This window comes from Streptomyces sp. NBC_00829, from assembly GCF_045161795.1.
GTDB lineage: Bacteria > Actinomycetota > Actinomycetes > Streptomycetales > Streptomycetaceae > Streptomyces.
The window spans coordinates 1871788-1885734 of sequence record NZ_CP108867.1; the positions used below are offsets into that span (position 1 = coordinate 1871788).

Below are 13947 nucleotides of genomic sequence, written 5' to 3' on the forward strand. Positions count from 1 at the left end.
GACTGCCGCTCTCCGGGAGCAGACAGAGTTCTGCGCATTACTGTGTTTGACCTTTGGTCAGGAGATCGTTAAGGAAGATGTAAAGGTAATGCGCGGACTCGGCGCCCATGACGACAGGAGAGTCATTTGACCTGTTTTCAGGCAGCCGAGGGGGAAGTGACCTTGCTCACCTGAACGACGTGATCCAGCCACATCGGGATCCGGCTGCCTGCTCCCAGCCCTCGCCGCCCAGCCTCCCGTCAGCTCAGGGCCTCGGCCAGAGTGCGTGCGATCCTCTCGACCAGAAGGTTGTCGGCAGGGGCGTCCCGGTCGGGCTTGGTGGTCATGACGGCCAGGACGACGGGCGGGCGGCCCGGGGGCCACGCGATTCCGGCGTCGTTGTTGCCTCCGTAACCGCCTCCGCCGGTCTTGTCGGCGACGGTCCAGTCGGCAGGCAGCCCGGCCCGGAACCGTTCACCGCTGGTGGTGTTGGCCAGCAGCGGGCCGGTGAGGAGCCCGCGGTCACGGGGAACGAGCGCGTCGCCCAGGACGAGACGGGCATAGGTCCACGCGATGGCGCGAGGTGTGCTGGTGTCCGTGTCACGCCATGGCTCGGCGGAGTTCAACTCGGGCTCCCAGCGGTCGAGCCGGGTGACGCGGTCGCCGATGGAGCGGCAGAAGCGGGTGACGGCGGTGGGGCCGCCCAGTTCACGCAGAAGAAGGTTGGCCGCTGTGTTGTCGCTGTGCGTGATGGCGTAGGTGCACAGCTCGTCGACCGTCATCCCTCGGGCGATGTTCTCGGGCGTGCCGGTGATCGGTGAGAAGCCGGAGCGTGTGACGTACTCGGCGGTGTACGTGATGCGGCGGGCCAGGAACTCACCGTCGCGGTCCAGGTCCCTGAGCACCGCCGCGACCCCGATGGTCTTGAACAGGGAGCACAGGGGAAAACGCTCGTCGGCGCGGTACAGCACGGTGCGCCCCGTGGCGGTGTCGTAGGCGCAGGCGCCCAGGCGAGCGGAGTGCTTGTGCTCCAGGGCGCGCAGTCGAGCGGTGATGTGGGCCGTCGCGCGGTGAGCGGTCGGGGCGGCGGCCTGTGCGGAGGCCGAGGAGGACACGGCGGCCAGCGCCGCCCCCGCCCCGGTGGCCAGGATCCTCCGGCGGGTCACGCGCGCTCCGAGAGGGTGCGCGGCGGCGCCCGTTCCCGCATGTCGGGTGGATCCACGGCTGGAGGCTGTGTCTGAACGGTCAGTGCCCTGTGCGTCGCGAGTCATGGCGACAGCAGATCAGGGCACGGGAGCACCCGTCCATGACCACAATGCCGTCGTCCCGTGCGCGAACGCGTATGAGGCCTGCTCAGTGGCTTCCGCGGAAGACGTCGGGGCACGTGCCGCGGCTGCTCCCGATCGCGACGTCCATGAGCGTCGAACAAGCGTCAGGGCAACGGCAACGGCAACGGCGCACCGGCCGTCGGCCACGCCTCGTCCGTGAGCACCGGGCAGCCGCCGGTGCCCCGGTGACATTCCGCCATGCCGACGGCGAGCGCGGAGCCAGCCAGGCCGTACTGCGCGGCGAGGGCGTCGGGCGCGCCCTGGTCACGGTGGACGCGCCTCAACGAGCCTGCGTCTCCAGGTCCGCAAGCAAGTCGTCGAGAACCACCTCTTCCTCGACACGGACACCGTGTTCGACGAGAGCGTCCGCCAGGGCCGGGTCCCACGGTGTCGCGGCGGGTGAGCCCGTCAGGTCCGGGGCCTCTGCCGCCCCGGCCACTGCTGCTCGATAGTGGGCGGCCGTGTAGCGCCACGGCAGCCACGGGACGCTACGCCGCAGCACCGTGGCGATGCGCACACCACCCCAGTCGAAGTCGCCGTGGTAGAGAAGGCCGGCTCCCTGGGCGGACAGACCGCGCAGCAGGGTGAGCGCGGCTGCCGAGGGCTGTCCCTGGAGGCACACCATGGGCGGGCATGCCGGGCCCAACGCGTCGGCGGCGGCGGACAGCACGGCCGGGTTCTCACATACGTGGACGGTTCCCGTCGTCGGGACGGTGGGAGCCGGTGTGTGCCGGGTGAGACAGCGGAGCGTCAGGACCGCGGGCTCGCCCGCGTCGGCCATCCAGTCGAGGGCCGGAGTGCCTCGCAGGTTGAGGAAGAGGACGGTCGACGACACGTCGTCCTTGAGCAGACCCGCCGAAGCCCACGCTTCCCTTCGCCACTCGGCACCGGCGCCGTCGGGGAAGCCCGTGAGGGCGCGGAGTCCTGACAGGACGAGAGCGGCGAGCGGCTGTCCCTCGTCCAGGGCGTGGGCGCCCGAGAGATGTCGTGCCGCGAACGTCGCGCGTGACGTCGGGGGTACGGCGGGCAGGGAGCGCAGCGCCCGGACAGCGGCGTCCACCAAGGATCCGGCGGCTTCCGGTGTGCGCGCGAGTCGCCGTACGAGACCGTCCTTGCGTATCCGCTCGGCCCAGTCGGCGAGCTCGGCGTCCAGGGTGCCGAACGGCGCGTACGCCTCCTCCCATGCCCGCTCCTCGCTGCCCCGCGCCTCCGCGTGCAGGGTGACGGGGCCGGTGAGTGCCACCACGGCGGGAGCCAGTCCCCCAGGGCTGACACCGGACCGGCGCAGGATCGCGTCCACCACGTCGAGGCGTACGGTCAGGGAGCGGCCGGCGCACGGTGTGCGTCCCAACAGACCCTCGACTGCTCGCCGTTGGTGTTCATCGGGGTGTGCCAGGGTGACGGTGCCGGTGAGCGGCCGGGCGCGTGCCATCCGCTGCCGGGCGCGCTCCACGAGCCAGGCGAGCGCGGGGACGCCGAGCAACCGGCCGAGGCGTTCGGCGTCGAATCCGGCGCCGCCCTGCGGTGCACCGGTCTGCTCCGCTTCCACGACGTCCGTCCCTCTCTCCCGGTCCACCGGTTCCCAGGATCCGGGCACCCGTCCGGTGGGTGGGGACGCGGTCACCGAAGGATTCACCTCCACAGGGACTCCTGTTCTCCGGTGCTGTCCGCGACGGCGTTCCGCCCCGGCCCGGCGAACCGTCCCTCCGCCCCGCCGGCCCTCTCGTCAAGGCTGTGGGCCTGGGAGGGCACCGTCATCGCGGCCACCGGTCCGCCGGGCTCCCTGCCGCGTCGTCGGTCGCTGCCGTCCCACTCCCACCGGGTCACCAGGACGGCGGCGATGTCGTCGACGCGGGCGAGCTGTGCGATGGAGATTCCGGGGACCTGCGGGTAGCAGGCCCATTCCCGTTCGCTGGTCATGACGACATCGAGGTCGAAGGCGCGCAGCAGGCCGAGACACTTGGCGCGGGAATCGTCGTCGACTCCGGCGAAGGCCTCGTCCAGGGTGACCAGACGTGGGGCGTACGCGCCACCCGCACTCGCGTAGTGGGAGGACGCCGCGGCGAACAGGGGCACGGACGCCGCCAGTACCCGTTCGCCGCCCGAGGCGGGCCCGGTGGCCGGTACCCACTTGCCGTGCTGGTGGCGTTCGACACCGAACTCGTGCCATGCCCGGTAGTCGAGGGCCGCCGTGAGATCTTCCAGCCAGCTGCCGGTGCTGTCGTCGGCCTGTCGGCGCGCGATCTGCTCCTGGAGGAACGCACCGACCGCGGCCCTGTCCTGCGGTGACCAGGCGTCGGCGGACTGGCGCAGCCGCTCACGGGCCTGCGCCAGTCCCTGCGGAGCCCGGCGGGATGCCCGCCACACCAGCCGCAGCTTCATTCCGGTCGAGGTCGGGCGCTCCTCCAGTTCCTTGTTCATGGCACGCACCTGTCGTTCGGCGGCGCCGATGAGCTCCTGGAGCGTCCCGGCGACCTCGGTGATCAGATGGGTCTCCAGGATCTCGCGCTCGTGCGCGGACAGGATGCGGGTCAGTTCGGCGACCTCGGCGGCAAGGGCTCCGGCGAGTTCGGGAACGGCCCGCTCACGGCCCTGGTAGATGATGTCGACCCGCATGCCGTCCTCGCCAGGGCGGGCTGTGGCGGTGTGGCCGTGCCGGGAGAGCGCGTCCTGCAGCCTGCTGAACTCCTCGCTCAGGCGCTTCTGTACGCGTTCCCAGGCCGCGTCCGAGTCGTCGACGGAGGAGAGCTGCGACTCGATGGCGCGGGCGAGGTTGACGGCCGGGGTCGCCGCCCACGCGCCGCCGTCACCGTCCGGTACGACGGCATCGGGAAGGGCGACCGCGAGCAGTCCTGTGGAGGCGAACCGCTGGAGGGCCGCGATGGCGCGTTCACGGGTGGCGGTCGCGTCGGTGACGTCCTCGTCGAGCCGCTCGATGCGTCCCTCGGCGTGGCTGGCGCGCCGGTCCGCGTCGCCGAAGTCCGTCCGGGCCCGCTGCTGTTCGTCCTCGCAGCCGCGTACCGCCGCCGCCGTCTCCTCCAAGCGCCGCTGGAGTTCGGCGACGGCTGCTCCGACGGTGGAGCGCAGAGTGGTGAGGCGTTCGTCCGCGGCGGCGGCGAGACGGGCCGCTTCGGCGGTGCGCTCCGCGAGTTCGGAAACCCGCAGTTCGGCCCGGCCGGTCTCCGTCTGTTCGCCGGTGACCGCGTGCTCGGCCTCCACACGTTCACGCAGTGCCGGCCAGAGCGCCGCCAGAAGGGCGGTGTGGTCGGCGAGTGCCTGGCGCACGGAGCCCAGTCCGGCCCTGTCCGCGGGAAGGTTCACATCGGCTGCGGTCTCGGTGAGTTCGGCCGCCGCACGGTGGGCGTCCCCGGCCGCCCGGACCAGGTCCGCGGCCCGCTCACCGTGCCGGTTACGGGCCCGGTGGGCCGCGTCGGCCGCGGCGGTGACGCGGGCGTGGGCATGACGCAGCTCGTCGTCGCCCGGTACGGCGGCGAGTTCGGTGTCGAGCACGCCACGGCGCCCGGCCACCGCGCGCAGTTCCTCGGCCAGCTGCTCCCGCTCCGCCTCCAACGTCACAAGGGCGATGCGCAGTTCGCGCATCCGAGCGCGGCGTGCTTGCTCCCGCGCTCCTTCCCCCACGTACTGGGCACTGTCCTTGGCCCAGCTTCCGGTCAGCGCACCGACTCGGAAACCCCCGCCCGTGGAAACCCAGGTGTCGTTGCGTCCGGCGTCCGATGGTGCCCCTTCGGCGCTGCCGCCGTTCTTTCCGGCCAGCCCGATCGCGGCGAGCAGCCGCTCGACCGTCCGCTCCCCCACGGCGGCGGCCCCCGCGTCCGCGTGGTCGACCGCCGGGCACAGCACGCGGTCGAGGCCGTCTCCGCCGAGCGGGCCCACGGGGTCGAGCAGCACGTCGTGGCCGTCCGCCGCCACCGTGGAACCGTCCGGCCGCACCCAGGCGTCGAGGAGCCCCGCCGCCTCCAGCGCGGCTTCCAGTCCCGCGCGTTCGGCCTCGGTGACCTGGGGGCGGAAGTCGACGAGCCGCCACAGCGGGGCGCCGAGACCCCGTTCCCGCGCATCGGGCGTGCGGGTGTACGGAGCCGACGGGCCGCGCTGTCCGCCCGCCTCGAGAGCGGTGAGCTCCTCGGCCGCGAGCCGCTGGCGTTGCGCCCTCCCCGCCTCACGGTGGGCCAGGTCGGCCGCCCGGTCGGCCAGGTGGGACGCCAGGGCGCGATGGGTCTCGGCCGCTGCCCCGCGTGCCGGGTGCGGGCCGTCCAGGGTGCTCACCCAGTCCTGGACCGCGTCGAGGACCCCAGGCAGCCCGGGAAGCCGCAACTCCGCGCAGCCGGCCAGGTGTGCCTTCACGGCCGCGACCAGTGCGCGGCCCGCCTCGGCGACACTCTCCTCGGCCTCGGCCAGCCGCTCCGCACTGTGCACGACCTCCTCGTCGGCCTCGTCGGCACGCAGCTGGGCGGCCCTGCGCGTCTCCTCGGTCCGCTCGGCCCGCGTGGCGAGTCCCTCGACATGCTCGACGGCCCGCCGCCTGCGTGCTGTCGCCTCGTCCGCCTCCCGGCGCAGGGCGGCTTCGGGGGCTCCGTCCGTCCGCGGGGAGTCGAGCCGGACCGCTGCGGCGCTCAGCCACACCCGGCCTTGGATGTCGTCCAGTGCCTCCTGCGCGCCGGTGAGCCGGTTGCTCGCGGTGGCGAGCCGGCCGAGCGCCCGGGTGTGTGCTTCGGCCGCCGTCCGGCGGTCCGCCTCGGCGCGCGTCAGTTCCCCTGCCGTACGGGAGGCGTCGGCCGCCGCCTGTTCGAGCTCGCGGGCGTCGCGCATCTCGGGCCCGGTCCGCAGTGCGGCGTTCTGGGCGCTCAGCCGCGCGGCGCGCTCGTCGAGCGCGGCTGCCCTTTCCTGAGCCTCCTCGCGGTCCGCCGCGGCCTGTTCGCGGTCGCCCTGTGCTTTGAGGAGCTCGCGCTGGAGGTGTTCGTAGCGGGCGTGTTCGCTGCGGGGCAGGCGGGCCCGGCGGCGGGAGGCGATACGGGCGTAGCGGCGGTAATGGTCGAGGAATCCCGACGACGCCTGCTCCGCCTCGCGCGCCGCCCGCAGTTCCTCCTTCTCCTCGTCCAGCGACCTGAACGCCTCTGCGGCGTCGGCGATGACCGCCTGGTCCATCGGCGGCAGCGCCTCCGTCAGTGCCCGGGAAAGGGCGGCTTCGTTGGGACGCTTGGACAACTGAGGCTGGCGCAGCTGGATCAGGAGGTCGACCAGCGCGCCGTAGCGCCGCTCCCCGAGGCCGAAGAGGGCTTCGTCGACCGCTCTGCGGTATGTCTTCGCGGTGTCGTACACCATGCCGCGGGCACCGACGGCCTCCGCGAGACGGTCCCTGGACAGGGCCGTACCGGTGGCGTCGAGCAGGTCGAGACCGGCGCCGATCCGCTGGTCCGTCACCGCGAACCAGTGGCGGGCGATGCCGCGTCCGGCGACTGCCTTCAGCCCGCAGAGCAGCGTACGGAAATGCGCGTCGCCGGTGGTTTCGTCGAGCCGTCCGAACTCGATCCAGGTGTAGCCGAGCCGTTCCGGATACGGGTGTTCACCGCCCAGGAGCAGGTTCCACTCCATGCGCTTGCCCGGGTCGCCGTCGGGCTCCACGCGGCGGGCGGAGAGGTCGCCGTCCAGCAGGAACGGCAGGGTGAGGGCGAGCACCTTCGACTTGCCGGTGCCGTTGTTTCCGCGCAGCAGCAGTCGGCCGTCGCGGAACCAGAACTCCTCGACGTCGTAGTGGAACAGGTCGACGAGCCCGATGCGCAGGGGCCGCCACCGGCCGGGTGCGGGGGTGGGGAGCGCGGTCAAGGCGCGGTTCACCTTTCGTCCTTCACGGTCACGTCCGGGGTCACGGTCACGTCCGGCCGTACGGTCTTCTTCGTCGATGGCGTCGTCTCCGGCAGCCCGCCCGGGTGGCGGGCGGGTACCGCCTCCCCGACGACGGGCGCACCAACGGCGTAACGCGCCAGGGCCGGTCGCGGCAGGATGCCCCGGTCCGTGCGGACGACGAGGCCCAGCGCCACCAGCTTCACCAGGGCCTGCTCCACCAGTTCGGGCTCCGCGCCCGGTTCTCTCGCCGACTTGGACCAGAAACTGCCGTGCTGCACCGCCAGTTCGCGCACTCGGGCCGCCAGCTCCGCCGGCTCGACCGGCCCGTCGGACTGCGCCAGGTGTCCTGCGAGCAGCAGGGTGATGTGCCCGTGCGTGCCCTGCTCCGGCATGCGTACGTCCGTGAGGTCGTTGGGGGCACCTCCCGGCCCCCAGGCCGGGGGAGGGTCGACCATGGCGATCCCCTCGGCGCGCACCTCGGCGACCAGTCCCGTCAGTTCGCTGATCCGCGCGGTGATGAAGCCGCGCTGCCGGGTGAGGTAGGCCAGTTCGTCGTCGGTCAGATCGTCGTAGTACAGCACCGGGTCGTCGAGGAGGCGGCGCGTCAGCTTCCAGCGGATCGCGCGGAATCTCAGCTCGTCGCTGTCGAGCGCGGTCTGCGCTGTCATCTCCACCAGCCGTTCCTCGAAGCCCTGCGCTTCGATCATGGAGGGGCCGCGCCGGGCCGCCGGCATCCCTGCGAGCACGCGCCGCCGTACGTCGTACAGCACATCTCCCGATCCGCTGACGTACGCCTCCTCGTCACCGGCCACCCGCCGCAGCACCCCGAGCCGCAGCAGCAGTCGTACGACGGCTGCGAGGTCGAGGCGCTCGTCCCGCCGTTCCAAGGTGAACGCGATCCCGGCGGCGACGAGTTCGGGGTCCGCCGCGGCCAGGACGACCTGTTCGGCGAGCCGTCCGAGGGCCACCTGCGACTCGCCCCGTTCCAGCGCGGCCAGTGTCAGGCAGAGCAGGACGTAGCGGCGCCGGGTGAAGGGCAGCGCGGCCCGGCTGGTCTCGCGGGCCGCGTGGGTGGCGTCGGTGAGGGTGCCCGGCGTCTTGCGCAGCCGTGCGGCGTCGGCGTCGGTGCGCAAGCTCCAGCCGACGTTGCGCTCGAACCACTCCCGCAGTTCGGCGGCGTGCCGGCGCACCAGCCGGAATGCGTCGGAGTGCGGCCCGTCGGAGGTGAGCAGAGGCTCTTTCAGCAGGGCGCGCGCGGCCCTTTGAAGGTCGGCCTCGCGCTGGCCGTCCAGGACTTCGGCCAGGGGCCCGGTCATCGGTCCTCCTTCGTGTGCCCGGAGCTCTGAGAGACGGAAGGGCGCGGCGATGCGGGCAACGGCCTGAGGAGGACTCCTTGCCGCGGGACTGCTCCAGGCGCGGTCTTCGGAACGGACTCAGCCGGCAGGAGTGCCGGACCGGCAGGCGCGGCAGCCCCGTCCCGCGGTGAGAGGTCGATGATCTCGATCAGATGGTCCGGTCCGCTGAACACCCCGTTCGGCGTGTGCACGTCGGCCGTCGAACCGTCGTCCAGCGCGGTCAGCCTGATCTCCATCGAGCCGTCGCCGCTGGTGGCCGCAGTGGTCGTCATGCCCGGCCGCCAGGTGGCGAGGGCATCGCCGAGCAGGCGCAGGAACAACTCGAAGGCGAGCGGATCCAGTTCTTCCATCCGGGACAGCCGGATCGGGCCACCCGTCGCGAGACGGGCCCGTGCCGCGCCCGCCTGCTCCGCCTGCCGGGCGGCGATCTCGGCGAGTCTGCGCTTCGCCTCGCCCCTGTCCGCCACCCTGCGGGGCTTGCCGCGCCGTTCATAGCTGCCGGTGCGGCGCAGCTGAGGGCTGATCCGCAGGGGTCGCGCCTCGGCCCACGGGGTCGAGGCCGGCTCCGGCTCGGCCGACCGTTCGGCGAGGGTATCGGCGTCGACGGTGAGGTGCCGGGAGGAGTACAGCCCGAACGCCACCCGCCACAGCCGGTGCCTCGACTCGTCGTCCGGTGCCCCCGCGAACCAGCGTGCCAGCGCCCGGAAGTCGGCCGACCGGTCGGAGCGCCCGGCCCGCCGCTCGTTCAACTGCCGTACGACTGAGAGCAGTTGCGGAATCGAACCGAGGGCCCGCCCCCGCAGCAGCCTGGCCTGCGACTCGCGCCCCTCCGCCGACACGAACCACTGAGCGAGGCCGGACCATCGAGCGGCCCACTTCTCGTACGCCGACGCCTGCGCGTGCTCGGCGTCCTCGGGAGCGGCGTCGGCGGCCTCCCGGGCGGCGGCGAGGCGCAGCAGCGGCTCGGCCCGCCCCTGCGCCTCCAACTCCCCGATCAGCAGGGCGATCCGGCCGCCGAGCGTGATGAGGTCCTGGATGAACCGCTCCAGGTACTGGATCAGCCGGTCCTTGTAGGCGAGGAACGCCTCGACCTCGATGTCGTGCAGGTCGATGGTGCGCTGGAGCGACCCCATGAAGGCACGGGCGTTGTCCGCGAGGTCGGTGAAGCGTGCCGTCAACACGGACAGGGCGAGATGGGCCTTGGCCGGGTCGGGCTCGTCCTCCGCCGCGATCACCAGCAGTGCCCTCAGCTGCGTGACGATGTCGTGCAGTGCGACCGCCTGGAGTTCGCCGCGTCGGCCCAGCACCTGGTCGTACGTCCCCAAGGCCGCCTCGGCGGCCTCACCGGCCCGCGTGAGCTGGTAGATGAACCGCTTGCGGTAGAAGTCCTCGACCGCCGTCACCCGTGCGGTGTCCGGATCGGCTCGCAGATTGCCCCATTCGACAAGACTGTCCAGTGCCTTCACCACCGACTCCACGTCGGCCGGCCGGCTCCCCGCCTCCATGGCGGCGTGCACGTCCTCCGGCCGCAGATGCACCGCGAAGCGCTCCTTGGCGACCAGGAAGGTGCGCATCACCTGCCGGTACAGGGCGGTGCTCGGAACGGTCAGGTGAGCGAAGGGGCGGTAGTCGACGGCGTGCGGGCCGGAGTTCTGGGATGTCATCGTCGATCCATTCTTCCGGACCGTTGCCCGCACCTGTGCACGATGTCCGATTCTCGTCTGCCTGGAACGACCCGTACGCTCACGATGTGCTGTGCCGGGGCAGGCTCATCCTCCTTCCGTCGTGCCCAATTGGTCGCGCGGCCCAGCCGGTTGGCCGACCGGGCGACAGAAGTTGGCAAGAGATCGAAAACAGAGCCGAAGTCGGCGCAATCATGGAAGCATGACTGAACCTGCTTCCCATTCCGGCGGAATGGACGCGCTGACGGATGTCTTCGACGCCGTGTACCGCGGCGAGAGCCCGTTCGGTAAGCGTCCCCCCTGGGACATCGGTGCGCCGCAGCCCGCCTACGTCGCGGTCGAGGAAGCGGGACTCATCTGCGGCACGGTGCTCGATCCGGGCTGCGGCACCGGCGAGGACGCGCTCTACCTGGCCGGCAAGGGCTATGCGGTGACGGGGCTCGACCTGTCGCCGACGGCGATCTCCATCGCGCGGCACAAGGCCGAGGAGCGTGGACTCGCCGCCACCTTCGAGGTCGCCAACGCCCTCGAACTCGCGGGCTACGACGGATGTTTCGACACCGTGATCGACTCCGGCCTTGCGCACACGTTCGACGCCGACAATCTACGGACCTACGCGGCGGCGCTGCACCGCGTCTGCCGCCCGGGGGCACTCGTGCATGTGCTCGCGATCAGCAACCGCGGGGCCGAGGAGATGCAGACGCGGCTCGCCGAAGTGATCGAGCAGATACCGGCGCCGCTTCCCGACAGTGACTCGGCACCGCGCGGCCCGAAACGGTGCGCCGACGACCTGCGCATCGGCTTCGCCGACGGCTGGACAGTCGAGTCCATCACCGACACCCATATGCACGGAATACTCCCGTCCGCATCGGAACCCCTCGACCTGCACGCCTGGCTCGGCCGATTCCGCCGCACCTGACCCAGGATCCACCGACCGGATTCTGAGTGGTTGTTGAGGACATGAGCGCCGCCGCCCCATGAAGGTGATGAATCATGAAGGTACGAGCAGGCACATTGCTACGGATCCTGGCGCCCTCACAGCCCAACCGGGCGACCAGGCGGAACAGGCTGCGAACCGGCAACGCGCTGAACTCGCCGCATTGGAGTGAGATCACCCGGGTCGCCTTCCGATTCGGCTTCACCTACTCCGGGCTCTACTGCCTGACGACGCCCCAGATCTTCCTGGCACTGCGAGGTGGCGGATTAGGTCATCTGCAGGCGGCGGCCGACTCCTGGGCGAAACTCTGGTCGATACGTCCGGTGCGGAACTGGGTGGCCGTCCACGTATTCGACAAGGAAGTGGGCGAGCGCTTCGACGGCGGCGACGACCTGTTCACATGGGTGGGTCAGTTCTGCTGGCTTATGGGCGCCGCTGCGGTCACCCCGATCTGGTCCGTGCTGGACCGGCGCCGGACGAACTACGTGACGCTGGACACGTGGTTCCGTTTGGCGGTCCGGATGTGCCTTGCGGGGCAGATGTTCTCCTACGGTGCCGCCAAGGCCATCCCGCTGCAGTTTCAACTGCCGCTGGCCAAGCTCATCGAGCCGTTCGGTAATTTCAGCCCGATGGGTGTGCTGTGGTCGCAGACGGGCTCCTCCAAGACGTACCAAATCCTGCTGGGCTGTGCGGAAATCGCCGGCGGACTGCTGCTGATCCTTCCGAGGACAGCGACACTGGGTGCGCTGCTGTGCGCGGTGGAACTGACTCAGGTGTTCATCCTGAACATGACCTTCGACGTCCCGGTGAAGATCCATTCATTCCATCTGCTCTTGCTGAGTCTTGTGCTGCTGGCACCGGAGTCGGCGCGCCTCGCTGAAGTCTTCCTGTCGAACCGGACGGTCCACCGGTCGCCCCGACCGGAACTGTTCCGCACGCGCCGCGCGAACCGGATTGCCGCGGCCGGGCAGGTCGCCGTGGGGCTGTGGCTGCTGGGTTCGCAGATCCGCAACGACTGGGCGTTCTGGAAGGAGTACGGCGGCGGCCGGGAAAAGCCCGCGCTGTACGGCATCTGGAACGTGGACGAATTCTCGATCGACGGTGTGCGGAACCCGCCGCTGACGACTGACAAGCAACGATGGCGGCGGGTCGTCATCGACTCGGCCGACATCGTGACCATCCAGCGCATGGACGATTCGCTCGACGGTCATATCGCGGCGATCGACATGAACGGCCATTCGATCACCCTGCTCAAGATGGCCGACCCGACGTGGAAGGCAACCTTGACGCTGCAGCGTCCCGCAGACGATCTGCTGACCCTGGACGGCGAAGTCGACGGCAACCTGCTGCATCTGCGGCTGCACCGACTGGATCTCGACACGTTCCCCCTCGTCCGCCGTGGCTTCCACTGGGTGCAGGAAAACGCCTACATGCGGTAGCGGATTCGGGCGGGTCCCCCGATGCCGCCAAACCCGGTGACACCATCCCCGGAACGTCCCCGGAACCAAGCGGGGGCACACCCCCAAGAGCCCCGGCGTGAGTCGTCGTCGGTGTGGTTGCCCGCGTCCGACGCTGACGCGGCGGGGTGGCGCCGTAGTCCGGTTCAGGTCCGGACGGCGCGCTGAATCGCGGACACGTGGATGGCATCGGCGGCTGTGGCACCCGCCGCAGCCGACGCGGTGATCGACTGCTTCCATCGGCTGGCCAGGTCCCCGGCTGCGTACAGGCCCGGGACGTTTGTGCATCGAGTGTCATCGACGCTCACAAAGCCCCCGTCGTCGACAGTCAGATTCAGCTCGTCGATCGTTCGCGCGACGACAGGTTGTTGCCGCTGCGGCGGCGTCCACACCAGCGTTTCCCGCTCCAGGGTGCGGCCGTCGTCGAATTCGACCGCGTACAGCGAACCTTGACGGTGATGCAGGCGGCGGATCGTGCCCGCGATGACGTCACCTCCCCTACTGTGCGCGGCTGTACGAGCCCCGTCGATGCCGGGCATCGACTCGGGACAGATGGCGACGGTATCGGTGCTCCACGCACGCAAAGCCACAGCCGACAGCGCGGCAAGTTCCGCGTTGTCGACGACGATGGCCCAGCGCCGGTCGGCATTCTCCTCGCCGAGGCAGAACGGGCAGTGGATCACGGTGTGGCCCCAGCAGGCCGAAAACCCATCCACTTGTGTCGGGTGGATGTCGATGACACCGGTGGCAAGCAGGACGGTCGACGCCTCGATGATGTCGCCGTTGTCGAGACCGACACCGAATCGGCCGCTGCCCGCGGTCCGCACGCTTTCGACATCGGCTTCCAGAAGCTCAACGGTCGCGTACCGGGAGAGTTCCTTCCAACCGCGCGATCGCATTTCGGCGGGAGCGGCGCCGTCCAATCCGATATGCCCGTGGACGCCTCCCGACGCGCTGTTCCGCGGTGCGTGGGGACTGTCCACGACGACCACTCGGTGGCGGTACCTGGCCAGGACGAGCGCCGCCGTGAGCCCGGCCGGGCCGGCCCCTACGATGACGGTTTCGTTGTCGGTATTCGAAGACATGGGTCGGTACCTTCCGTTCATCGGGTCCGGTCATCGCCGCGATCGAACGAGCGTGCAGCGCCCGCGCAGCTGCAGGAGCACCACCCAACGGTCATGCTCTCCCTGAGGTAGGCGCCGCCGACCCGATACCGCCGCCGCTGGGGAACCGACGCGGGCTTGTCCCGGGAACAACGGCATTCCGAGCATCGGTCACGTGTCCGTGTTTGATTGTGGTCGCGGCCCCGGTGCGGAACCAATCAGAGTGAAAGAACTTGGCCAGACA

The 13947-nt window shown here is 70.7% G+C and carries 9 protein-coding genes; 2 read left to right on the plus strand and 7 right to left on the minus strand.

What is annotated here, in order from left to right:
• Window positions 1–239 precede the first annotated feature (239 nt).
• From bla to OG293_RS07650, 6 genes are all read right to left on the minus strand, one after another.
• Window positions 240–1145 (minus strand): class A beta-lactamase, encoded by a 906-nt coding sequence (gene bla / locus OG293_RS07625; protein WP_405998005.1) that lies wholly within the window; start codon window positions 1143–1145, stop codon window positions 240–242.
• Window positions 1146–1411: 266 nt separating this feature from the next.
• The gene (locus OG293_RS07630; protein WP_405998006.1) at window positions 1412–1591 is read right to left on the minus strand and encodes a hypothetical protein; all 180 of its coding nucleotides are present in this window, start codon (window positions 1589–1591) and stop codon (window positions 1412–1414) included.
• A complete protein-coding gene (locus tag OG293_RS07635; protein WP_405998007.1) occupies window positions 1588–2949 on the minus strand; it encodes a TIGR02679 family protein in 1362 nt (453 codons plus the stop codon). The genes OG293_RS07630 and OG293_RS07635 overlap by 4 nt, the downstream gene beginning before the upstream one ends.
• Entirely contained in the window at window positions 2940–7160 is a 4221-nt protein-coding gene (locus tag OG293_RS07640) for a TIGR02680 family protein (protein WP_405998008.1), read from the minus strand. Before OG293_RS07640 ends, OG293_RS07635 begins: the two co-directional genes overlap by 10 nt.
• A complete protein-coding gene (locus OG293_RS07645) occupies window positions 7157–8485 on the minus strand; it encodes a TIGR02678 family protein (RefSeq protein WP_405998009.1) in 1329 nt (442 codons plus the stop codon). The genes OG293_RS07640 and OG293_RS07645 overlap by 4 nt, the downstream gene beginning before the upstream one ends.
• Window positions 8482–10188, minus strand: coding sequence for a TIGR02677 family protein (locus OG293_RS07650; RefSeq protein ID WP_405998010.1), 1707 nt, complete (start codon window positions 10186–10188; stop codon window positions 8482–8484). Before OG293_RS07650 ends, OG293_RS07645 begins: the two co-directional genes overlap by 4 nt.
• 220 nt (window positions 10189–10408) lie before the next feature.
• Between OG293_RS07650 and OG293_RS07655 the strand changes: the two genes are divergently transcribed.
• On the plus strand, window positions 10409–11125 hold the full coding sequence (locus tag OG293_RS07655; protein WP_405998011.1) for a class I SAM-dependent methyltransferase: 717 nt from the start codon (window positions 10409–10411) through the stop codon (window positions 11123–11125).
• A gap of 74 nt (window positions 11126–11199) precedes the next feature.
• Window positions 11200–12582, plus strand: coding sequence for a DoxX family protein (locus tag OG293_RS07660; RefSeq protein ID WP_406003850.1), 1383 nt, complete (start codon window positions 11200–11202; stop codon window positions 12580–12582).
• A gap of 164 nt (window positions 12583–12746) precedes the next feature.
• Here the strand turns inward: OG293_RS07660 and OG293_RS07665 are convergent, their stop codons facing one another.
• The gene (locus tag OG293_RS07665; protein ID WP_405998012.1) at window positions 12747–13706 is read right to left on the minus strand and encodes an NAD(P)/FAD-dependent oxidoreductase; all 960 of its coding nucleotides are present in this window, start codon (window positions 13704–13706) and stop codon (window positions 12747–12749) included.
• Window positions 13707–13947 lie beyond the last annotated feature (241 nt).

Excerpts from the sequence above, each read along its gene's own strand:
- OG293_RS07645 (WP_405998009.1), bottom strand. The coding sequence starts at position 8,485 with ATGACCGGGCCCCTGGCCGAAGTCCTGGACGGCCAGCGCGAGGCCGAC.
- OG293_RS07650 (WP_405998010.1), bottom strand. The coding sequence starts at position 10,188 with ATGACATCCCAGAACTCCGGCCCGCACGCCGTCGACTACCGCCCCTTC.
- OG293_RS07655 (WP_405998011.1), top strand. The coding sequence starts at position 10,409 with ATGACTGAACCTGCTTCCCATTCCGGCGGAATGGACGCGCTGACGGAT.
- OG293_RS07660 (WP_406003850.1), top strand. The coding sequence starts at position 11,200 with ATGAAGGTACGAGCAGGCACATTGCTACGGATCCTGGCGCCCTCACAG.
- OG293_RS07665 (WP_405998012.1), bottom strand. The coding sequence starts at position 13,706 with ATGAACGGAAGGTACCGACCCATGTCTTCGAATACCGACAACGAAACC.